Genomic DNA, 21,895 nt, shown 5'->3' on the forward strand with positions numbered 1-21,895 from the left:
GATGGTCCATTCATGTCAGAAATCAATCGATTAGTAAGTGAGCAATTGCAATGGGTTGTACTTGGTTTCGCTGCAGTTATGCTGCTCCTGGGTGTAGCTGTTATTGTTCAAGGAAACAAGCTTCGATCAATGCGGCGCAGGTATGAGGTCATGATGTCCGGGAGCGGTGTGGAGGACCTGGAAAGCCTTCTGCTTGATCTGAAGAACCAAAGCGATATGCTGGAGGAAGAGCAAAGCGGACAGCGGGCGGCTATTCAGGCTATTGAGCAAAAAGTCCGCGGCATGAAGTCTAATGTAGCCTTGAAACGTTATAATGCTTTTGGCGAAAGAGGGAATGACCTTAGTTTCTCATTGGCCATCCTTGACGACAACAGCAGCGGGATTGTGATTACCAGCCTGCACAACCGCGAGGGTTCCTTTATTTACTCCAAACCGATGAAAAGTGGCGATTCGCAGTATCCGTTGTCCCCGGAAGAGAGAGAGGTTATTACTCTCGCGTTGCAGCAGACTTAGCATGGAGATTCCATTGTTTAATCGCCGAGTAGAGGCTGGTGGCAATAATATCCGACAAGCGCATCACTAAACTTAATCTTGTATTCTGCAGTACAAAGTATTCCATGAAGCCGCCGACATTAACGATTCCAGTCAAATGGATATCGCCAACCGGCGGCAATTGTTTGTTTACCCCCGCGCCTGGTCTGAGCGGACCATCCACAACCTGAATCGAACCCACACTGGTGGAATGCCCCAGACAGGCATCTATTCCGATGACAAATGGATTACTGTATCTTTCGTTAATAAGAGTCAAAGTTTCTTCGAGATTTACGGCATGGATCGGATCCTCCAGAGTCCCATACAGGTCAAAGAGCGGACTGTGGAAACGGGATAAAGAGGTGCCGACCAGCGGCCCCAGAGAATCGCCTGTAGAACGGTCAGTGCCTATGCATACGACCACGATTTTTGTGCCTGGACGGGTGCGGGAGAAGTGGAAAAGCAGTCTATGAGTGATGGCAGAATAGATATCGGGATCCGTATGTGATATTTTTAAACAGGACGGTTCTTGCAGCGGGGATACTTTGGATGAAGAGCTCATATCATCTTCCTTTCTAATGCAGATTCTATTTGCTATCTAGTATATGGATGGGAGAGGGATTTTATACTATGGCTGCGAGAGATAGGACAAGATGCCTAGAAGAAGGAGGCGTGAGGCATGGAGGAAGAAATGCTGATTGCATTTGACTCCACCCAGCAGGCACTGCGTGCCGAAATGCTGCTGGAATACGCGGAGATCGAAATTGATATCTTTCCAACGCCAAAGGAGATCACGGCAGGTTGTGCAATCTCGATTCAATTCTTTGCGAGTGCATTAAATGGGGTGCGCACACTTATAGCCGAACAGAACGTAGAGATTCGCGGCATTTATGGCAAGGATAAGAATGGCTATGTGCTGGTTGCAGGGGGAGGAGAATGAAATGAAGGATTGGTATTTGGATGTAGCTACGGACCCTCAAAAGGTGCTGAAGCAAGCGCTTGGATTCAGGGATAAGATTTGGCAGTGGTTCACCGATATAGATATGTGGATGAATGTGCTTTTTGCCGGCCTGAGACTCCTTATTATATTTATCCTTACACGGATTATTATTAAAGTCGTATACAATGTAATTGACCGCTCCCTACAGCGGAAGACGGGGGGGAGGATGCTCTCCAATACCCGCAGGTTCACCACAGTAGGCGAGCTGCTCAAGAATGTAGTCACCGTCATTTGCAACTTCGTCATGATACTGCTGGTGCTGTCAGAGTTTCATTTTGATCTGGCTCCATTGCTGGCAGGGGCAGGCGTGCTTGGGCTGGCGATCGGGTTCGGTGCGCAAAGTCTGGTCAAAGATGTAATTACCGGATTCTTCATTATACTGGAGGACCAGTTTGCAGTTGGCGATGTGATCCAGACGGGAACGTTCAAAGGGACGGTTGAATTGATAGGCCTAAGAACAACCCGGCTGCTCAGCCATACCGGAGAGGTCTTTATCATACCTAATGGCTCCATACTAAATGTGACCAATTATTCCATAGCTAATGCGCTTGCTGTGGTGGATGTGCCGGTTAAAATGGAGCGAAGCCTGGAAAGCACACTGGGGTTGATTGCTGAGGCGTTAAAAGGGATTGAAGAGCGGAGCGAGAGTGTGCTGGCTTATCCAAATGTGCTTGGGGTACAGTCGATGAGCACCGCGGAATACGTAGTCCGTGTAGCAGCCAGTTGTCAGCCTAATGCCAGAGAGGCAGCAGAGCGACAGATCCAGAATGACATCAAGCAGGCACTGGAGAAACAGAGTGCCCAGGAAGCCGCCCGTGCTGAGCAGGAGGCCCGTGAAGCGGCGGAGGCAGAAGCCAGGGCGGCGGCAACGATGAGGGCCGCAGAAGACAGGCTGGAGGCCGATGGGACGAGGGATGCTTCCTCAGCGCCAAGCCGCCAAGTGGCTGCCGCACAAGAAGAAGAAAGGGGGAAGAACAGTGGAACGTAAAGTTTTCGGTCTGGGGGATATTGTGCAGATGAAGAAGCCGCATCCCTGTGGCAGCAATGAAATGGAGATCATTCGTATGGGAATGGATATCCGGATCAAATGTACAGGCTGCCAGCACAGTGTGCTGGTTCCCCGGGCGAAATTCGAGAAGAATATGAAAAAGGTGCTGCGTTCAGCGGAGAGCGGGACCGACAATAATTAAGCTTGCAAATAAAAGGGGCGCATGATACAATAAGTCTTGCTGCGGAGAGGTACCCAAGAGGCCCAAGGGGGCTGACTCGAAATCAGTTAGGCGTGTCACAGCGTGCGTGGGTTCGAATCCCACCCTCTCCGCCACCTTACAATGCATCTTAAATAACAATCCTTCGTTCTTGCAACGGAGGATTTTTTGTTGTCTATAGCCGAAGCAAAAAGAAGGACCCATGCGGGTCCTTCCTTAGGAGGCAGTACATCAATGATGTTTGGAATTTCTCTTTCTAAAGCCCCTACAGTGACTAAGGTAATGCTGCGGCTGCTGCTTTTTTAAGACAACAGCCGACTACTCTTCCCTAAGAACAATAGTTGCTAAAAAATCAGAATCCCTGTGATTGTGTTCGTCTACGACGTCCAACGGAACCACACCTCTCTTTTGTACTGCCTGATAATAGTATGGCGCAGTGATGGGGTGTTTATACGTCTGGTTCAAAAATTAATGAACCCGGGCTTTTTCGATTTTTTTCCATTTGCGGTTTTTGTTCGTTGTCTCCGGAAAGGTATCGCCTTTTTTCATTTCAATCTGTCTTGGGTTTGTAATTTGCGTATGGAAGCTGCGGGCTTCGCCAACTTCGGTGTAGATACCTGGATTCGGGGCTTTATTGCCTTTTTCATATTCCGTTTGCTCGCCCATGATGATCCTCCTTCTTGAATGTGTAATGAATTCGGTTATATTCTGCGCACTGAGCGGGCTCTTCATGTATGCGCCCAAAAGCCCCCAGCATCTGCATATCCTGAATAAAGCTTGCACTCTGCAGCTCATTTTGATATATTTAAGTGGTGCGAGTTTGAGTGTGTATCTCGTTCCTTGCTCCTGGCGCGATCAGGGGCCACAGACCATAAGGAGGTGAAATTATGCGTAAATATGAAGTGATGTACATTATTCGTCCTGACATTGAACAAGAAGCCGTTCAAGCAGCAGTCGAAAAATTCCAAGGCATCATCTCCAACGGCGGGGAAATTACAAAGCACGATGTGCAAGGTAAACGCCGTCTTGCGTATGAGATCAAGAAATTCCGTGATGGCGTTTTTGTTTTGGTTAACTTTACTGCAGAGCCTGCAGTAGTTACTGAATTAGAACGTATCATGAAGATTTCTGACGAAGTTATTCGTTATCTCATTACGAACGACGTTGCCTAAGATCTTGACAAGCTTTGTAACAAATCGCTCTATAAGGAGGGGAATGAATTGTTGAACCGTATCATTCTGATCGGTCGGTTGACCCGTGACCCGGAACTTCGTTATACTCCCGCTGGCGTTGCCGTAACACAGTTTACGCTAGCCGTAGACCGTAACTTTACGGGCCAGAACGGTGAACGCGAGGCAGACTTCATCCCGGTTGTTACCTGGAGACAGCTGGCAGAAACCTGTGCCAATTATTTGCGCAAAGGTCGTCTGACAGCCGTGGAAGGACGCATTCAAGTACGGAATTATGAGAATAACGAAGGCAAACGTGTATACGTGACTGAAGTTATTGCTGATAATGTCCGTTTCCTGGAATCTTCGCAGAACCGTGAAGGTGGCAGTGCAGCAAGTGGTGCAGCTATGCCTGAAGAGCCAGCCTTTGGTGGCGGCAATAGCGGTGGCGGTGGCAATAGTGGACGCGGAAATAACAATAATTTCTCGCGTAACAACAATACTCAAGATCCTTTTTCGGGCGATGGAAAACCGATCGATATTTCGGACGATGATTTGCCATTTTAATAAGGAAGGACTGAACTGAACATGGCTTTTAAACCAAGAGAAGGCGGAGACAACGACAAAAGACCGGCACGTCGTGGTGGACGCAACAAGCGTAAAAAAGTATGCTTCTTCACTGTGAACAAGATTACTCACATTGACTATAAAGATACTGAGCTTCTCAAGAAATTCATCAGCGAGCGCGGAAAGATTTTGCCGCGTCGTGTAACAGGCACAAGTGCAAAATACCAACGTGCTCTTACCATTGCTGTAAAACGCTCGCGTCAAATCGCGTTGCTGCCTTACACAACGGAATAGTATGTTTCCCAGAGACAGCCGTTAATCCGGCTGTCTTTTTTGTTATGACGTCATACTTCAGTATCTGTTCGGTTGACTTCATCTGCTCAATATAGTAAATTACAGGTATCCTATAACTAAAGGGGAAATTTTGATGTTGGTGAGCGTTCTTAACTAGCAATTTCATATCATCTTTGAAGACATGCCAGCAGGCCCGTTCTCCCGAGAGGACGTGCTCTATTCGAGTCTAGGCGAATAGGCTATGCAGTGTTCTTAAAGATGAATGATTTAGTTAAGAACACGCGAAGCGTCATATGGCCTCTTTACGGCTGTTGAACCTTTGTCATGAACCGTGCTCTTGCAGCACGGTTTTTTTGCGTCCTGGTCCTTGTAGAGGGAGTAGGCATGACAAATATAGGAACAGCACCGTACAAATATGAGGGCAAGGACTGCCGTAGTGGCATTCTTTGCCCTTTTTGTGTTAGGGCCAATTACACCCATGAACAGGCAGAATATACAAGGAGGCTACGAATGATGAACGCACAAAGTCTGGAAACATTGGAATACGGAAGCATTAAGGAAGATTTAGAACGGTTCGCGGTCTCTTATGCGGGAAAGAAATATGTCCAGGAACTGGAGCCGATGACGGTCCTGCCGGCCATTCGCAGAGCTCTCGAGGAAACGGCTGAAGCGAAGGAACTGCTGGAAAAGGGATCAAGCGTACCGATCCCCTCTCTGGAAGGGATGGAATGGCTGATGTCGCTCATCGGAACAGGTTACCTATACAGGGAGGAGGATTTTACTGCGGTAGCGACATTTCTGAAGAGCTGTGCCCAGCTTCGCAAGTATATGGTATCCAAACAGCAGCATGCGCCACGGGTTGCTTCTTATGCTTCATCCCTGATGGAATTAAATCATGTACGGGACGAAATCGAGCGGTGCATTCGCTTTGGAGCGATTGAAGACGGGGCGAGCAAAGGGCTGGAACGGGTGCGCAAGCGGCTGACTACGGCTAAAGAGCGGCTTCATAAGAAATTAGACGGAATTCTGTCCCGGCACCAATCTATTTTGCAGGAGAAAATATACAGCTTGCGGGGAGGGCGGTATGTCATACCGGTGAAAAGGGAGTATCACAAGCTGATCAAAGGTTCGGTACTGGACCAATCGACAAGCGGGCAGACGGTATTCATGGAGCCCTACGAGATTGCCGCTCTGCAGGGTGAATTGGATTTGCTGACAGCGGATGAGGCACGGGAGGAAAACCTCATTCTGAGCCGGCTGACGAGCCTTATAGAGCAGGAGCAGGCGTCGCTAAGGCTCAACATTGAGGTATCGGGGGTGTATGACTTTATATTCGCCAAAGCCAAGTACGGACGGTCTATGGGCGCTATAGCGGTGGCGCTCAATGAACGCGGCTTCCTGAGAATGAATGGCGGACGGCACCCGATGCTGCAAGGGATGATTCCGGTTACCCTGGAATTTGGGCAGGGGTACCGGTCGCTTATAATTACGGGACCGAATACCGGAGGTAAAACGGTAGTGCTGAAGACATTGGGGCTGCTGAGTATCATGGTACAGTCGGGGCTGCTTATCCCCGTTGAAGGGGATAGCGAATTTGCAGTGTTCTCCGATGTGCTGAGTGTGATCGGGGACGGACAAAGTCTGACACAATCGCTAAGCACCTTCTCCGCGCAGATGAAAAGTATTGAGGGCATGCTGTTCAGTGCAGCAAGAGGTGTTCTACTGCTTATCGACGAGCTGGCTGCCGGAACGGACCCTGGAGAAGGTATCGCCCTTTCTATAGCCATACTGGAGGAATTAAGCCGTAGAGGAGCCAATATTATTGTCACTACCCACTTTAATGAATTGAAAAGGTTCGCTGCTGCCACTTCGGGCTTTCAAAACGCGCGAATGGAATTCGATAAAGAAACACTCAGGCCGCTCTATCAACTGACGATTGGAGAAGCCGGTGAAAGCTATGCGCTGCAAATTGCTACAAAGCTGGGGATCCAGAGTGGCGTCATCGAGCGGTCCAGAGAAATTCTCGAAGCACAGCAGGGAAGGCGGCAGGCCGGCGGGGATTGGGTGAGCAGCTTCTTGGATCAAGGAAACAGCCAAGATGATAATAACGGGCAGGAAGCAGGAGGATCACGGAATCCGGAGCAACAGACAGTTGAAGAAGAAGGGTCTGTTGCATCCGACAAGCCGGTGGTAAAACCGCATGTATTTGAGATAGGCGATGCAGTGTATGTCACAGCTTTGGACAGAACGGGAATCGTCTATGAGAAAATGGATGTTATGGGAAGAGTCGGAGTGATGATTCAAAAGCAGAAATTAAAATTTAACCACAAAAGGTTGAAACCTTATCTGTCCAAAGAGGAGCTGTATCCGGAGGAATACGATTTCGATATTATTTTTGAGAGTAAAGGAAACCGCAAGAAACGTAAGCTGATGCGCCGCAAACATGTGGAGGGGGTTACCATTATTCATAAGTCGGAGGATGATCAATAAATAGACAAATAGGCAAAGGTCTGTCCATACGGGCAGGCCTTTTGTCTGTGCTAAAAACAGGAATGAAGAGGATAAATTAGGGATCAGGCTTCACTTTATGAGCGATTTTGTATATATTCACTATAGTGTAGTTATAAAAACTACTGTCTAAAATGAAATTGACCATTGGTTTATTATAGAGGCAGCAGAAGGGAAAGGATTCATGAAGAACCAGAAAACAAGCCGGTTTATGCTGGCGCTGCTGGTGATGGCTACTATGCTGTCCGCATGCAGCGGAGCTAAATCCGGTATTCATTCCGATCATGTCATTCATAACGAATCCATCCAGCCCAAGGCAGGAGGGATTGCGACTTACGGATACTCTGCACCTTTCAAGGGGCTCTTTGATCCGGCCTTTTATGAGGGAGAAGACGATTACCAGGTATTAGAGTTTACCACGGAGGCTATGTTCACGTTAAAAGATGATCTGACGACAGTCCCGAATATTGCCACGTGGCAGGAGTCAGAGGATCACAGGACGTTTACATTCAAAATTAAACCGGGTGTGCTGTGGCATAACGGGGACGAGCTGACTGTGGAGGATTGGAAATTTGCGCTGGAGACCATCGCAAGTCCGGATTATACCGGCCCGCGTTATTACAGTGTGGAGATGATTGAGGGCGCCGAGGCCTATCACAACGGAGATGCGCAAGAAATTTCAGGTATTCAGGTGTTGGATCCTTATACGCTTAGGATTACGGTAACAAGCGCCCGCGTGAACACGATTGACAACCTGTGGCCTTATCCGATGAATAAAAAATATTTCGCAGGTGTAGCCGTTAAAGATATGCCAAACAGTGATCAGGTCAGAAAACACCCGATTGGCATAGGTCCCTTTGAAGTTACCTCTGTCCAGCCCGGCAAGGTTGTGGAGATGAAACGTTTTGATAAATATTATCGGGGCAAGGCACTGCTTGACGGCATTCAGTATAAGGTGTTTGACGAAAAGCTTGTAAACAGCCTGTTTGAGCAGGGTGAGATAGACATTGGCCTAGCCTCCCGGGATGCTTATGAAAGCTTGGAACAACTGGAGAATGTGAATATTCTGCAAGCGCCTGAGCTGTCTTATGAATATATAGGCTTCAAATTCGGACATTGGGACCCGGAGAATGAGAAGATTGTAATGGACAATCCTAAATTTAAGGATAAAAGGCTGCGGCAGGCGATGTACTACGCTTTGGACCGTGAAGGAATCATTGATACCTTCTCTTATGGACTTGGCCAGCTCATTGAGACCCCTCTTCCGGGAACAAGCTGGGCCAAAATTCCGGATGCAGAGATTAATACGTACCCCTATGATCCCGTGAAGGCAAAAGCTCTGCTGGATGAAGCCGGTTATACAGACCGGAATGCCGATGGGATCCGTGAAGATCCCGAAGGTAAACCCTTCGTGATCTCGTATGACGCCATGACCGGGAGTAAGATGAACGAAGCACGCACAGCTGCTATCCTCCAAAACTGGCGGGATGTGGGGCTTAATGTGCGGCTGAATGGCGGAGCCTTAAAGGAATTGAATGCCTTTTATGATGCGGTTGAAAGAGATGATCCGTCAGTTGAATTGTTCAATGGTGTCTGGGGACTGGGAAGTGATCCCGATCCGTCCGGATTATGGCGGGAGAATGATTTGTGGAATTACCCGCGCTGGACCTCCAAGAGGAACGAAGAGCTGATCCGGGAAGGCATCGGGCTGAAATCCTATGACAAGGAATACCGCAGACAAGTGTATTATGAATGGCAGAAGATGCTAAACGAAGAGGTGCCCATGATCTTTTTTTCCGAAAGGGAGAGCATAACTGCTGTGAATAAGCGGTTACAGGGCGTGCATGTCAATTCAGTGAGCAATATTATTGATCCCTATAAATGGTGGATTCAGGAAGACGACAACAAGAAATAGACAGGTTCAAAGCCGGCGGAATATGCGCCGGCTTTTTTTGTAGGATTTTATCGTTTCTTCGGTCAGTTAATGGGGTGAAAGGTAGTATATATTCGCCAACTTTAATAAAAATGAGAAAATTCTAAAAAAAAATGAAATCAAAATGCAGTTTCGTTCGTCATATATATATGGAGGATGACAACGATGAATAGAAGGATCGCAGTGGGGGCCGCAACAGCCCTGGTAATCGTTGCCTGTTTAATCGCATTTAAACCGGTAGTACTCGGATTTAAACCCTATATTAAGGCAAACGCAGCAGTGCTTCTGGACATGGATAGCGGAAGCATATGGTTAAACAAAAACGGTGATGAGCCGATGCCGGCCGCCAGCGTATCCAAGCTGATGACCGAAATGATCGTGCTGGATCACATTTCAGCCGGAAAAACCAGGTGGGACGACAGGGTGCATATCAGTGCCTACGCCAGTACGGCCGGCGGGGTTACCCTGTCTTTGAAACAGGGGGAATCGTATACCGTAAGAGAGCTGTTTGAGGGGATTTCCATCTACTCCGCCAATGACGCCGCTTTGGCCTTGGCCGAGCACCTGGCGGGCTCAGAGCCTTCCTTTGTCATCCTTATGAATGATAAAGCCCGTAGCTTGGGAATGTCTCCCGCTACTATATTTGCCAATGCTACTGGATTGCCGGTTAGTGACGTGAATCCGAACCGCCCGCCGGGACAGAGGAGCAGGGAGACGGTAATGACTGCCAAAGATACAGCGCGGTTGGCAGCCGCTCTAATTGACCATCATCCTGAAGTACTAGGTCACTCGAGCCGGACGCAAATGCAGCTTAAAGGCAAAGGACTGTATGTAAGCAATACAAACCTTATGCTCCCTGCTATGGGCGGAGCTTATGCGTATGAAGGCACCGATGGGCTGAAAACAGGATATGATACCCGTACCGGATACTGCATTGCGGGTACTGCAGAGCGCGGCGGCCGCCGGATGATCGCAGTCGTAATGGGTGCAGAGACCCGGCATAGCCGGTTTGAAGGGGCCGCGAGCTTGTTTGATTACGGGTTTTACAAGACCCTGCCCGCTGGGGAAAGAATGAAATGGATCATGCATGCCCTTGGCTTTGTAACAGGTTGATGGCCTTAGCATCATTTCGGCTCAGACAGCCGGAGTGATGCTTTTTCATGAAAGGTGTCGTTATTTGTTGTTTCTTTTTATGCGTTTAGTGATTACAATAGAAATATTGTTTCTTTAGGTGCAGTCCCGGGAGCCCAACTCTTTCCCATTTATAAGGCTGTGTCAAAGGGGATTCCCAGGTTTATTCTACAATTAGATTGACCCGAATTTCGGAAAGGGGGAACAATAAGGAAGTACGGAATCGGTTGTAGCCACAATACCGCTCAAGCAGTACAAACATGACTTCCTGGTCAGAAGACAGGTAAGCATTGCAAATATATTGCCAGAAATGATTTGTATATTCCACCATAAAAAAGGATTGAAAACATGAAAAAGAAGAAAAAAGTGAAAGATAAAATGAAGAAAAGATATATTGCCTTAATTCTTATTTTGATTGTAGCCGCCGGAGGATTTTTGTTCCGCAAACCTTTGGCTGTGCTGGCCTTTGATCTGTTTTTGTCGGACCAGGTCGAAGCCAAGCTGAAGGATAAGTCGTATGTGCCGCTGGTTAAAGACGATAATAAGGTGAAGCCGGAACCTATCGTATACAAAAGCGAGCCCTTTTCCCTGATGCTCCTGGGTACGGACCAACGGAAAAATGAAACTGCCCGTTCGGATACCATGATCTATGCAGTGGTGCGTCCGGAGGATTATAAGCTTCTGCTGATCTCCATCCCGCGCGACACTTACACTGAAATTATCGGCCACAGCGGAGACAAGAAAGACAAAATCACGCATGCCTTTGCATTTGGCGGCCAGCAGATGGCCAAGGATACGCTGGAAGCACTGCTGGAGCATGATATTCAATATTATGCCACAATTAATTTTCAGGGGCTGAAAGATGCCGTTGACGCCATTGGAGGCGTTCCGCTCCCGATCAAGAAGGATATCGTAAACAAAGGCAAGGACCATGAGAAGTTCACGATCAAAGGCGGCAAAGACAATTACAGTGGTGAAGAGGCCCTGAATTACACGCGTTACCGCGAGGACAGTGACTTTAACCGCACCAAGCGGCAACAGGTATTTATCGATGTAGTAGCCAATAAGATGCTGTCCATCAGCCAAATCAGCAATATTCCGGAGCTGCTGGAAATCATGGGCGACAATTTCAAGACGGATATTGAGCCGTCCATGATCATTAGTCTCGCCAAGAAATTTATGGGCGGCAATGAGATGGATATCTCCAGCTACACGGTACTGGGGGAAGGCAAGAAGATCAATGGCGTCTATTATGACATCGCTAACGAAGAGGATCTCGACCAGGCCAAGATGCTGATCGACAACTGGATGAATGCCGGAACACCCGTGGGACAATTAATAGAGCCGGGAAAAGCCAGCAATGCGCTGGAGCCAAAGGCGACTGGTACAGCACAATAGTTCTGAACGGATAAACAAACAAATAGGATATATCAAAATGCAGCAGCCATGGAGAATGTTAGTGGCTGCTGCTTGCTGTCTTCGTGGTATAATGGAGTGGAACTATTCATTGGCCGCCGCGTATAACTACAGGGTCTTAGTGAAAGTGGAGGGTAAAGAACGTTATTCCTTCGGAACTCTTTGAGGAGGATCAAGACATGAACATTGCATTTTTTTTGCTCCCGAAACAGGAGGTAGCCTGTGTGACGCTGGATTCAACGCTGCGTCAGACGCTGGAGCGGATGGAGTATCATCGCTATACCGCCGTGCCGATTCTGAACCGGAATGGAGAGTATGCCGGTACCGTAACGGAAGGTGACCTGCTCTGGTATATGAAGGATTCTGACGGCAAGGTTACTTTTGAGAATGCTTCCAAATATCTGCTTAAGGATGTGCCGCTGCGGATGAACAACCGGCCAGTCTCGATTGAAGCCGATATGGAAGATTTGATCAATCTGGCCAAGGTGCAGAATTTTGTGCCTGTGGTTGATGACATGAATCGGTTCATTGGCATAGTTCGGCGGAGTCAAGTCATAGAATATTGCGAGAAGTTTGTTTCCAGGGAATCCCAGGAATCGCTGTAAAACGCAAGTGACAGCGGCATTACACGAACCAAGGCCTGTATTTCCGGCGATAGCGGAATGCAGGCTTTTTTAAAGGGGGGCCTGCGCCTGGGGAGCTGCCGTGAAGCCGGGATACTTTTATGCTATAATCGGGAATAAAGCATTTTGCCGGAGGTAGAGAGACGTGCCCAATGTGCCGAAGGATCTGGATGTGGCCAAACGTGCCAAAGTCATCGAATGGCTCAAGACGGAAGTGATCGATCAAGTCTCACGGTTATTCAAAGCCTTATGGGAAGGCAGTACAGCCCGTGTGGGCGACAGCTTGGCCAGTCTGATTATGAGCTCTTACATTCTCGGCCGCAGATTGGGTATTCCCTATCGTGAGCTCGATGATGTACTGCTGGAGAAGCTTAAAAAGCACAGGCAGGAAGGACATCAGCTGGAAGAGTGGTACCAGGATATATCTGCATTAGAAGAACATATGCGTAAGAGGTGAATACTGTTGAAATTTCGCTGGACATCGGTAGCCTGGAGTGTTGCTTACCTGCTCTTGCTGCTTTCTTTATCAACTCCATTGCTCATCATCACCACTCTGTTTATGATTATTCCAGCCGTGGTTCTGTTCACTACACTGAGCACCAAGCAGTTCATTCTGCATCTGTTGCCGGTTCTTCTCATCGTGAGCTTGATTACACCCATGTATTTAATTATCGTTGCCTATTTTATATTGCCGGCTCTAATCATGGGCCGCTGGTATAAGAAACGCGCTTCCGCCCTGTCCACAATCCTTGCCGGTACGATTACCATCATTGGAGAGTTTCTGCTGCTCTTGCTGCTAGGCAAGGCGTTATTTAATTTTGATCTCTCGAGTTATGTTAATGATGTGCTGCAACTGGTTACATCGCCGTTGTCGGATTTCGGAAGCACGAACCCGCTGCTTAGCGATATGAGTATTACTTCCGAAGAAGTGCGGCAAATCAGCTATATGACAGTTCAAATGATTCCGATGACCATGATTGTCACCTCGTTTCTGATAGCTGTTATTACACACTCTATTGTTCGTCCAATCCTGAACAGTATGGAATATGCGGTGCCGAGACTGGCTCCTGCGCGTGAATGGAGACTTCCAAGATCATTTATCTGGTACTATTTGCTCGGCGTAGTGATCCAACTTTTGTTCTCCGGTGCAAACAGCAATTTTATGCTGATGATCTCTGCCAATCTGCTTCCTTTATTGCGAATCGGATTTATGATTCAGGCCATCGGATTTTTCTTTTTTGTAGCGCATGAGCAGAAATGGAATAAAATTGTTCCAATCCTGCTGGCTGTTCCCATTATTCTGTTGCCGCCGCTGCGGATTATCGGCATCATCGATCTGGTATTCCCACTACGTGAGCTTGTGACGAAATCGAAACGATAGGGTGAGGGTTCATGCCTAAATTTCTGCAAAGACGCTGGCACGGCTATCATACCGTATGGGCGTTCATGCTGCTGCTGGTTCTTATTATCGTAGTCAGCATCTATAACTGGGTCCTGGGTGTCGCCAGTTTGTTCCTTGCCGGCACCCTGTGCTTCTCCATGCTGAAAGCGGAAATATCGTTTCGGCGCAATCTGGTGGAGTACATCAACGGGTTGTCCTTTAGAATTAAACGGGTAGAAGGAGAAGCGGTCAGCATGCTTCCGCTAGGGATTGTGCTGTACAGCGAGGATCGGTCCATCGAATGGAACAACCGGTATGCTGGCGAGATTTTTGCACGCAAGTCTCTCGTAGGGGAGCCCATAGGGGAGCTTTTGCCGGATGTTGTCCCTGCTCTTGCAGGCAGCGCACAAGGAAAGCGGGAGGCGGCCAAAGAGAATCTCCTGAAGGATTCGAGGCTGGAAATCCATGTTGATGAGCGTTACTATCAAGTAGTCATTATTCCAAGTGAGCGTCTTCTGTACCTGTATGATATTACGGAGCTTGTGGTGCTTCGCGAACGTTATGAAGAAGAAAAGCTGGCTATCGGCATTGTGATGATGGACAACCTGGACGAGTCTGCCCAAGGAATGGACGACCAGCAGCGCACCTCACTGATTGCCAAAGTGACCAGTGAAATCACCGAATGGAGCAAGCAGTATGAAGTCTATCTGCGCCGCTTGTCCTCCGAGCGTTACCTGATGCTGCTGAATCACCGCAGCCTGCAGGCGCTGGAGGAGAGCAGGTTCGTCATTCTTGATGAGGTGCGGGAGATGACTGCGGATCTTAAGGTGCCGATGACCCTGAGTATCGGACTTGCTTTTGGAGCCGATTCTGCCAGTGAGCTGGGGGCGCTGGCCCAGTCCAGTCTCGATATGGCGCTTGGACGCGGAGGCGATCAGGCGGCAGTCAAAGCAGGCCAAAGGCTGTCCTTCTATGGAGGCAAGAGCAACGCCGCAGAGAAGCGGACAAGGGTAAGGGCGCGCGTGATTGCCCATGCCCTGCGTGACCTAATGCAGGAGAGTGACCGTGTGCTCATTATGGGACACCGGATTCCTGACATCGATGCTGTAGGCGCAGCCATCGGTCTACTCAAAGCGGCACAAATGTACAATGTGGAAGCTAATATTGTCATGGAGGGTCCTAACCCGTCCATTACCCGCATGCTGGAGCAGATCCGCAAGGACGAGGAGCTGAACCGATCGTTTATCTCCACGGAGCAGGCGATGCAGGTTATTACGGAGCACACGCTGCTGATTGTAGTCGATACGCATAAAGCATCGATGACGATGGAGCCCAGACTGGTCCAGCATGCCAGCCGGATTGTAGTTGTGGACCATCACCGCAGAGGTGAGGAATTTATCAACGAGGCTGTGCTGGTATATCTGGAACCGTATGCTTCCTCTACCTGTGAATTGGTAACGGAGCTGCTGCAATATATCCACGACAAAGTGAAGCTGAGCCCGCTGGAGGCAACGATGCTGCTGGCCGGGATTACCGTGGATACGAAACATTTCGCACTGCATACGGGGTCGCGAACCTTTGAAGCAGCAGGTTTTCTGCGGCGGATTGGAGCGGACACGATTCTAATTCAACGCATGCTGAAGGAAGATCTGCAGGAGTATATCTCCAAAGCCGAGATTATCAAGCATGCGCGGATGGTCTATGACCATATTGCCTTGGTGGTTACGGCACCGGGGATGAAGATTCCACAGCTGCTGATTGCTCAGACTGCGGATACGCTGCTGGGCATGACGAATGTAGTGGCTTCGTTTGTCATCAGCGAGCGCCCTGATGGACTGATCGGCATCAGTGCCCGCTCATTAGGGCGAATGAATGTGCAGGTGGTTATGGAGAAGTTGGGCGGAGGCGGGCATTTGTCCAACGCTGCCGTACAGCTGGAAGGAACATGCAAGGAAGCAGAGGCCAGACTGCTGAAAGTGCTGGCTGAAATTGAAGCGAAAGAGGGGCTATTCGAATGAAAGTGATTTTTCTGCAAGATGTGAAGGGTCAAGGCAAGAAGGGTCAGGTTAAAGAGGTATCGGAAGGTTATGCATCCAACTTCCTGCTGCCGCGGGGACTGGTTCGTCCGGCAACACAGGGCAATGTAAAAACGCTTGAGAATCAGGCGGCTGCCGAGCAGCGGCGCAAGGACAACGAGAAGGAGGAAGCACAGCAACTGGGCAAGAAGCTGGATGAGCTGACGCTGACGCTGAAAGCCAAAGCAGGCGAGGGTGGCCGGTTGTTCGGTGCCATCACCAGCAAGCAGATTGCAGAGACCCTGGCTTCCACCGAAGGCATCACGATCGACAAACGCAAAATTGAACTGGGTGAGCCGATTCGTCATCTGGGAGTTATTCAGGTAACTGTTAAACTTCACACGGAGGTCAAAGCTACACTCAAGGTTCAGGTAACGGAGGAGTAGTATGGGTGGAGATCTCTTTTTCGATCGGGTTCCCCCGCAGAATCTGGAAGCGGAGCAGGCTGTAATAGGGGCTATTCTGCTGCAGGATGAGGCACTGATTACCGCCATGGAGCGGGTGAATACCGAAGACTTCTACGATAAACCGCATCAAATGATATTTGATGCGATGGTGCAGCTCGGAGAAGAGAGCCAGCCGATAGATCTGATTACGCTGACGTCCAGACTGCAGGACAAAGGACAGCTCGAAGACATCGGCGGTGTAAGCTACCTGGCCAAGCTGGCTCACGCAGTACCGACGGCTGCCAATGTGGATTACTATGCGCAGATTATTGAAGAGAAGGCTATGCTGCGGAGGCTGATCCGTACAGCAACGCAAATTGTCAGCGAAGGATATACGGGCGGCGAAGATGTAGCCGACATGCTGAGCGATGCGGAGCGGCGGATTCTGGAAATCTCCAACCGGCGAAGCGGCAGCGGGTTCATCGCGATCCAGGATGTGCTGATGCAGGTATTTGACCGGGTGGAGCTGCTTCATATGAACAAAGGGAATACCTCCGGTATCCCGTCCGGCTTTGCTGACCTGGATCATATGACCAATGGCTTCCAGCGCAATGACCTGATCATTGTGGCGGCCCGGCCTTCCGTAGGGAAGACGGCGTTTGCCCTGAATATTGCCCAGAATGTGGCTGTACGGGCCAAAGAGACGGTAGCCATATTCAGTCTGGAAATGTCGGCTCCGCAGCTGGTTCAGCGGATGATTTGCGCCGAGGCCAACCTCGATGCCAATACAATGCGTACCGGAGAATTCAAAAGTGATGATGACTGGTCCAAGCTGACCATGGGAATTCAATCCTTGTCGGAAGCGCAGATCTATATCGATGATACGCCAGGGGTTACGGTTACAGATATCCGTGCAAAGTGCCGGAGACTGAAGAAGGAGAAAGGCTTGGGCATGATCGTCATTGACTACTTGCAGCTCATTCAGGGCCGAGGCAAAGGCGGAGAAAACCGCCAGCAGGAGGTATCGGAGATTTCCCGTACGCTCAAGCAGATTGCCCGTGAGCTGGATGTGCCTGTAATTGCCCTCTCCCAGCTTAGCCGGGGTGTGGAGCAGCGTCAGGATAAACGCCCGATGATGAGTGACCTGCGGGAATCCGGTTCAATCGAGCAGGATGCCGACATTGTAGCCTTTTTATACCGCGATGATTATTACAATCAGGATACGGAAAAGAAAAATATTATCGAAATCATTATTGCCAAACAACGTAACGGTCCTGTGGGAACCGTGGAGCTAGTATTTCTAAAAAATTTCAACAAGTTCGTCAACTACGAGCGTGCACACGCTGAACCTTTTGCAGGTTAAGTATAATTATGATCATATCCGAACGATTGCACTCTACGGGGTGTGATCGTTCGTTTTTATTTGACTTTGAAAATTCCGGCTGTTAAACTTGGTATTGTGCTTTGGCGGGGTAAACCGCTTGGGCGTCCGGAGGGCTACGTACATAAGCTAGACGTGCAGAGCCCATATTATTATAAATAATGGTGCTCGCGAGCACCTACGGAGGAATGAACATGTCAACGGTAGTCGTCGTGGGAACACAATGGGGAGACGAAGGCAAAGGGAAGATCACTGACTTTCTGGCAGAGAGCGCAGATGTGGTCGCTCGGTATCAAGGAGGCAACAATGCCGGTCACACGATTCTGATTGACGGAAAGAAGTATAAGCTCAGCTTGATTCCATCGGGTGTATTTTATAAAGAGAAAACTTGTGTCATCGGGAACGGCATGGTGATTAACCCGGCTGCGCTGATTGAAGAAATTAATTATATTCATGAGAATGGATTCGATACAGACAACCTGGTCGTCAGCGATCGGGCTCATGTCATTATGCCTTATCATATGCTCCTGGATGCCCTGGAGGAAGACCGCAAGGGCCCGAACAAGATCGGTACCACGCGTAAAGGAATTGGCCCATGCTACATGGACAAGGCTGCACGCAACGGTATCCGCATTGCCGATCTGATGGATGCAGAGGAATTTGAATTAAGACTCCGCCACTTGATGGAAGAGAAGAACCAGGTCATTACGCAGGTATATGGCGCTGAACCGCTGGATGTGGAAGAGATCCTGACTCAGTACCTGGAGTATGCGGAAGTGCTGCGCAAATATGTTACAGATACCTCAGTTGTGCTGAATGAGGCGATTGATGCCGATTCGAGAGTCTTGTTCGAAGGCGCGCAAGGGGTCATGCTGGATATTGACCAAGGGACTTACCCTTATGTAACTTCATCCAATCCATCCGCTGGCGGTGTCTGCATCGGTTCCGGGGTAGGACCTTCCAAGATCAAACAGGTTATCGGTGTGGCCAAGTCCTATACAACACGTGTTGGCGATGGTCCATTCCCGACAGAGCTGAATGATGCAACCGGTGATTATATCCGGGAGACGGGTCATGAATACGGTACGGTTACCGGCCGTGCGCGCCGTGTCGGCTGGTTCGACAGTGTAGTGGTACGTCATGCCCGCCGTGTCAGCGGCATTACCGGTCTGTCCCTGAATTCACTTGATGTGCTCAGCGGACTGGAGACGGTAAAGATCTGCACCGGCTATAAATTCCGTGGCGAGGTCATCACACATTACCCGGCCAGCCTCAAAATGCTGGCAGAATGCGAAGCAGTGTATGAAGAGCTTCCGGGCTGGAGTGAGGACGTTACCTCTGCGAAGACGCTCGAAGATCTGCCGGCGAATACACGCAGATACGTAGAACGGGTATCGGAACTGACAGGTATTCCTATTGCCATCTTCTCTGTAGGACGCAACCGGGAACAGACCAATCAAGTTATGCCCATTTATATCTAATCTATCTAAGCAGTACAACTTGCGGAGGCCTCGAGAGAGGCCTCTTTTTCGTATGCTCAAACCGCCAAAGGTTTCCCAAGGCCTGTTCTGGTCAATACTGGAAGAATAGATGGAACATGGACTGGATTCTCCAGAGATGAAACAGGAGAGACGCGAGAGGAGAAGTGAAGATGAGGTTGGTTAAACGCGCACTGGGTGTGTGCCTGATTGTGGTGCTGGCAAGCACACTTTCTATCCTGACGACGGGCGTGGTGGTGAATGCTTATGTTCAATCCCTGCTGGCCGGCTTGGATATTAAAGTGGACACACCTGCTCCAGGAATAGGCGGTTTGATGCGGACGATTATAGGGATGGACAGCAAGCCAGAGCCCAAAAAGGATGCCGGTGATTCCGATCAGGCGACCTCCAGTGTGCAGGAAGAGAAAGCAGATGACGTCAACGAGAAGCCGCCTGCCCATAACGGGGAGACGCCTGCCGGGGAGACAGTGCCGGAGGATTCCTTGCCAGTTATGGGACAAGCCTCTACGGATTCAGCAGCAAGTGGAGATGGCCAAAGCGATAGTGCACTCGATCAGCAATTGGTCATGACCTCTGAGGAGATGACAGAACTTAAGGACAGTTTGCCCTCCGCAGAGAAGGTCAATATTTTCAATATACTGATGGCCAAGCTGCCGCAGGAGGAGATGCAGAAAATCTCTGCTGCGATGGAAGACGGGTTGACCGAAACCGAGGTCCAGGAGCTGAAACAGGTTATTGCCAAGTACGTAGATCCGGATGAATACGACACCCTGTTGAAAATGCTTACACCGACGGAAGCGGCAACGCCTTAAAATTAGAAACCGTCACTTTTTGGACACCAAGCTGCTGTTTAATAGTCATATTTATACAAAAAACCCGCGATTTACGCGGGTTTTATCCTGTCTGTAAAGTTGAAATTGTTATTCCGCCTATGGTACAGTAAACAAGGACCATATTCGGTTAAAGTTTTGTAACCTTTTTGGACTTCAAGAACCTCAAGATCATTCGTACTAATTCAGACAGAAATATATAAGCGGCAATGTATATACGAGGGGAAATACTATAAGCTTACCATCTTTACATGTGTGAATGGGTGGACTGAAAGGGAGAGTTTCATGAAGGGATTTAAGTTCATAGGCCGGATGGGGAAACTGCGGAACCGCGAGGGTGCTTCCGCAGATTCGGGTGCAAATGATCAACTGGATAACCAAACCGTCATCCCCCCCAATAGTTTCAAGCAAGTGGCCCAGGGTTCAAGGAAGATTCGCCGTTCCTGGATTTTGGCTTCGGCCGGATTGGTGCTGCTCGCGACCGTATGGGTCGGAGCCCAGAAGCAATACGTTGCTGCCAATACGATAACCTACTACCGGGTGCTGGTGAAGGGCCAGGAGATTGGAACACTCAGCCAGGCGTCGCTGCTGGAGCAGGTGTTCGAGGATAAGCGCCGGGAGTATCAGACCAAATACCCCGACAAGGTGATGGTTCTTCAGACGGAAGGCATTACGACCGAGGCTGCCAAAGCCTATAAGCCGGAGATTGACAGCGAAGCGACCCTAGAGAAGCTCGACGGGATGCTGAAAGCGTATGCCGTAGGCGTGAAGCTGATGGTGGACGGCAAAGCGGTCGGCATTGTGAAGGACCAGGAAACAGCGAGTGCGGTGCTTCAGGGAGTCAAGGAGCACTATCTGCCCGAGACAGCTGCATCCAAAGGTGCAATACTGAAGCAAACGGCCGCTTCCAGAACCGCCGCGGTTAGCCAGACCGCTGCAGAACCTGTTGCATCGGCCAAGATCAGGGAAGAAGTTACGGTAGTTCCTGTACAGGCTGATCCGAACAAGGTGCTGAACCTTGAAGAAGCGGTTAAGGTATTGACGGAAGGCAAGGAGGCACCGCTGGTATATGCAGTGCAGGAAGGCGACACGATCTCCGGTATTGCCAAACGGTTTGAAATTACACAGGCGGAGATTTTTGCACACAACCCTGGAGTTAAGGAGCTGACTCTGCAGATCGGGGACGAGCTGCAGCTTACGGTTCCGCAGCCGGATCTCACGGTGGTGACGGTGGAGCAGGTATCGGAAGAAGTGGTTACGGAGCCTGAGGTTGAGGTGCGTACCAGCAATCTGCTGGAAGCCGGCAAGAGCAAAGTCGTGCGTCCCGGACAAACCGGACTCAAGCAGATGCAGTATCAGCTCACCAAAGAGAACGGTGTGGTGGTAAAAGAGGAGTGGCTAGGCCAGACTGTGATTCAGGCGTCCCTGCCTGAGGTGGTCTACCGTGGCACCAAGGTGGTCGGCGAAGGAACCGGCAGGTTTGCTTGGCCGGTTACCGGGGCTACGACCACCAGCAGCTTCGGCGAACGGTGGGGCCGCAGCCACAAAGGTGTGGACCTGGTATCCGGCAACCGTACGATTATGGCTTCGGATGCCGGAACAATTACCTTTGCAGGTGTCATGAGCGGTTATGGCAATGTGGTCATTATGGATCACCGCAATGGCTATGAGACCTATTACGGGCATTTGAACAGCATTTCTGTTTCTGTAGGCCAACGTCTGGAGCAAGGCGGCAAGATTGGTGTAATGGGTAATACCGGCCGTTCCACCGGCACTCATCTTCATTTTGAAATCCGCAAGAATGGAACTGCCCTTAATCCCATGAAGTTTCTGCAATAATTCATAATCGACCAGAGGCCGCCCGAATTGCTCGGGCGGTTTCTGCCGTTCAGGGGGGCTGCCCTTTATTCATAGGATGTGACGCCCTGACAGGTATGTTAAAATAAAAGAATCAATGTTAACA

The 21,895-nt window shown here is 49.5% G+C and carries 22 protein-coding genes and 1 tRNA gene; 21 read left to right on the forward strand and 2 right to left on the reverse strand.

Going from position 1 to position 21,895, the window contains the following annotated elements:
• The first annotated feature begins 12 nt into the window (after positions 1-12).
• The gene (locus tag IEY53_RS22370; RefSeq protein WP_189028963.1) at positions 13-513 is read left to right on the forward strand and encodes a DUF4446 family protein; all 501 of its coding nucleotides are present in this window, start codon (positions 13-15) and stop codon (positions 511-513) included.
• Here IEY53_RS22370 and yyaC read toward each other — a convergent pair.
• Positions 488-1,093 carry a spore protease YyaC gene (gene yyaC / locus IEY53_RS22375; RefSeq protein WP_189028965.1) on the reverse strand — a complete coding sequence of 202 codons (606 nt, stop codon included), beginning with the start codon at positions 1,091-1,093 and terminating at the stop codon, positions 488-490. The genes IEY53_RS22370 and yyaC overlap by 26 nt on opposite strands.
• A 117-nt stretch (positions 1,094-1,210) precedes the next feature.
• Here yyaC and IEY53_RS22380 point away from each other — a divergent pair, with 117 nt between their 5' ends.
• The 4 genes from IEY53_RS22380 (at position 1,211) to IEY53_RS22395 (ending at position 2,855) form a co-directional block, all read left to right on the forward strand.
• Entirely contained in the window at positions 1,211-1,471 is a 261-nt protein-coding gene (locus IEY53_RS22380; RefSeq protein ID WP_189028967.1) for a putative Se/S carrier protein, read from the forward strand.
• A 1-nt stretch (position 1,472) separates the two neighbouring features.
• Positions 1,473-2,519, forward strand: a complete 1,047-nt coding sequence (locus IEY53_RS22385; protein WP_189028969.1) for a mechanosensitive ion channel family protein — start codon at positions 1,473-1,475, stop codon at positions 2,517-2,519.
• The gene (locus tag IEY53_RS22390; protein ID WP_189028971.1) at positions 2,509-2,721 is read left to right on the forward strand and encodes a DUF951 domain-containing protein; all 213 of its coding nucleotides are present in this window, start codon (positions 2,509-2,511) and stop codon (positions 2,719-2,721) included. The genes IEY53_RS22385 and IEY53_RS22390 overlap by 11 nt, the downstream gene beginning before the upstream one ends.
• 43 nt (positions 2,722-2,764) lie before the next feature.
• A tRNA-Ser gene (locus IEY53_RS22395) sits at positions 2,765-2,855 on the forward strand.
• A 352-nt stretch (positions 2,856-3,207) separates the two neighbouring features.
• Here IEY53_RS22395 and IEY53_RS22400 read toward each other — a convergent pair.
• Positions 3,208-3,405, reverse strand: coding sequence for a YjzC family protein (locus tag IEY53_RS22400; RefSeq protein WP_189028973.1), 198 nt, complete (start codon positions 3,403-3,405; stop codon positions 3,208-3,210).
• A 221-nt stretch (positions 3,406-3,626) separates the two neighbouring features.
• Here IEY53_RS22400 and rpsF point away from each other — a divergent pair, with 221 nt between their 5' ends.
• The 16 genes from rpsF (at position 3,627) to IEY53_RS22480 (ending at position 21,771) form a co-directional block, all read left to right on the forward strand.
• Positions 3,627-3,911, forward strand: coding sequence for a 30S ribosomal protein S6 (gene rpsF, locus IEY53_RS22405; protein WP_189028975.1), 285 nt, complete (start codon positions 3,627-3,629; stop codon positions 3,909-3,911).
• Positions 3,912-3,959: 48 nt separating this feature from the next.
• Positions 3,960-4,475 carry a single-stranded DNA-binding protein gene (gene ssb / locus IEY53_RS22410; protein WP_189028977.1) on the forward strand — a complete coding sequence of 172 codons (516 nt, stop codon included), beginning with the start codon at positions 3,960-3,962 and terminating at the stop codon, positions 4,473-4,475.
• Positions 4,476-4,496: 21 nt separating this feature from the next.
• On the forward strand, positions 4,497-4,769 hold the full coding sequence (gene rpsR / locus IEY53_RS22415; protein ID WP_189028979.1) for a 30S ribosomal protein S18: 273 nt from the start codon (positions 4,497-4,499) through the stop codon (positions 4,767-4,769).
• 513 nt (positions 4,770-5,282) lie between these two features.
• Positions 5,283-7,259: an endonuclease MutS2 gene (locus tag IEY53_RS22420; RefSeq protein ID WP_189029097.1), complete on the forward strand. Its 1,977-nt coding sequence runs from the start codon at positions 5,283-5,285 to the stop codon at positions 7,257-7,259.
• Between the two features lie 202 nt (positions 7,260-7,461).
• A complete protein-coding gene (opp4A, locus tag IEY53_RS22425) occupies positions 7,462-9,192 on the forward strand; it encodes an oligopeptide ABC transporter substrate-binding protein (protein WP_189028981.1) in 1,731 nt (576 codons plus the stop codon).
• 183 nt (positions 9,193-9,375) lie between these two features.
• Positions 9,376-10,323, forward strand: a complete 948-nt coding sequence (locus IEY53_RS22430) for a D-alanyl-D-alanine carboxypeptidase family protein (protein WP_189028983.1) — start codon at positions 9,376-9,378, stop codon at positions 10,321-10,323.
• A 366-nt stretch (positions 10,324-10,689) separates the two neighbouring features.
• Complete coding sequence (locus tag IEY53_RS22435; protein ID WP_189028985.1) at positions 10,690-11,739, forward strand: LCP family protein; 1,050 nt, start codon at positions 10,690-10,692, stop codon at positions 11,737-11,739.
• A 197-nt stretch (positions 11,740-11,936) separates the two neighbouring features.
• Complete coding sequence (locus IEY53_RS22440) at positions 11,937-12,362, forward strand: CBS domain-containing protein (protein ID WP_189028987.1); 426 nt, start codon at positions 11,937-11,939, stop codon at positions 12,360-12,362.
• A 172-nt stretch (positions 12,363-12,534) separates the two neighbouring features.
• Positions 12,535-12,837, forward strand: coding sequence for a MazG-like family protein (locus IEY53_RS22445; RefSeq protein ID WP_189029100.1), 303 nt, complete (start codon positions 12,535-12,537; stop codon positions 12,835-12,837).
• Between the two features lie 6 nt (positions 12,838-12,843).
• Positions 12,844-13,761 carry a DUF2232 domain-containing protein gene (locus tag IEY53_RS22450; protein WP_189028989.1) on the forward strand — a complete coding sequence of 306 codons (918 nt, stop codon included), beginning with the start codon at positions 12,844-12,846 and terminating at the stop codon, positions 13,759-13,761.
• 11 nt (positions 13,762-13,772) lie between these two features.
• Positions 13,773-15,779: a DHH family phosphoesterase gene (locus IEY53_RS22455; protein WP_189028990.1), complete on the forward strand. Its 2,007-nt coding sequence runs from the start codon at positions 13,773-13,775 to the stop codon at positions 15,777-15,779.
• Complete coding sequence (rplI, locus tag IEY53_RS22460; protein ID WP_189028992.1) at positions 15,776-16,222, forward strand: 50S ribosomal protein L9; 447 nt, start codon at positions 15,776-15,778, stop codon at positions 16,220-16,222. The genes IEY53_RS22455 and rplI overlap by 4 nt, the downstream gene beginning before the upstream one ends.
• A 1-nt stretch (position 16,223) precedes the next feature.
• The gene (gene dnaB, locus IEY53_RS22465; protein WP_189028994.1) at positions 16,224-17,585 is read left to right on the forward strand and encodes a replicative DNA helicase; all 1,362 of its coding nucleotides are present in this window, start codon (positions 16,224-16,226) and stop codon (positions 17,583-17,585) included.
• A 212-nt stretch (positions 17,586-17,797) separates the two neighbouring features.
• Positions 17,798-19,084 carry an adenylosuccinate synthase gene (locus tag IEY53_RS22470; RefSeq protein ID WP_189028996.1) on the forward strand — a complete coding sequence of 429 codons (1,287 nt, stop codon included), beginning with the start codon at positions 17,798-17,800 and terminating at the stop codon, positions 19,082-19,084.
• A gap of 170 nt (positions 19,085-19,254) precedes the next feature.
• The gene (locus IEY53_RS22475; protein WP_189028998.1) at positions 19,255-19,914 is read left to right on the forward strand and encodes a hypothetical protein; all 660 of its coding nucleotides are present in this window, start codon (positions 19,255-19,257) and stop codon (positions 19,912-19,914) included.
• A 303-nt stretch (positions 19,915-20,217) separates the two neighbouring features.
• Positions 20,218-21,771 (forward strand): M23 family metallopeptidase, encoded by a 1,554-nt coding sequence (locus tag IEY53_RS22480; RefSeq protein ID WP_189029000.1) that lies wholly within the window; start codon positions 20,218-20,220, stop codon positions 21,769-21,771.
• Positions 21,772-21,895 lie beyond the last annotated feature (124 nt).

The sequence above is a fragment of the Paenibacillus albidus genome (genome assembly GCF_014644435.1).
Classification (GTDB): Bacteria; Bacillota; Bacilli; order Paenibacillales; family Paenibacillaceae; genus Paenibacillus_AQ; species Paenibacillus_AQ albidus.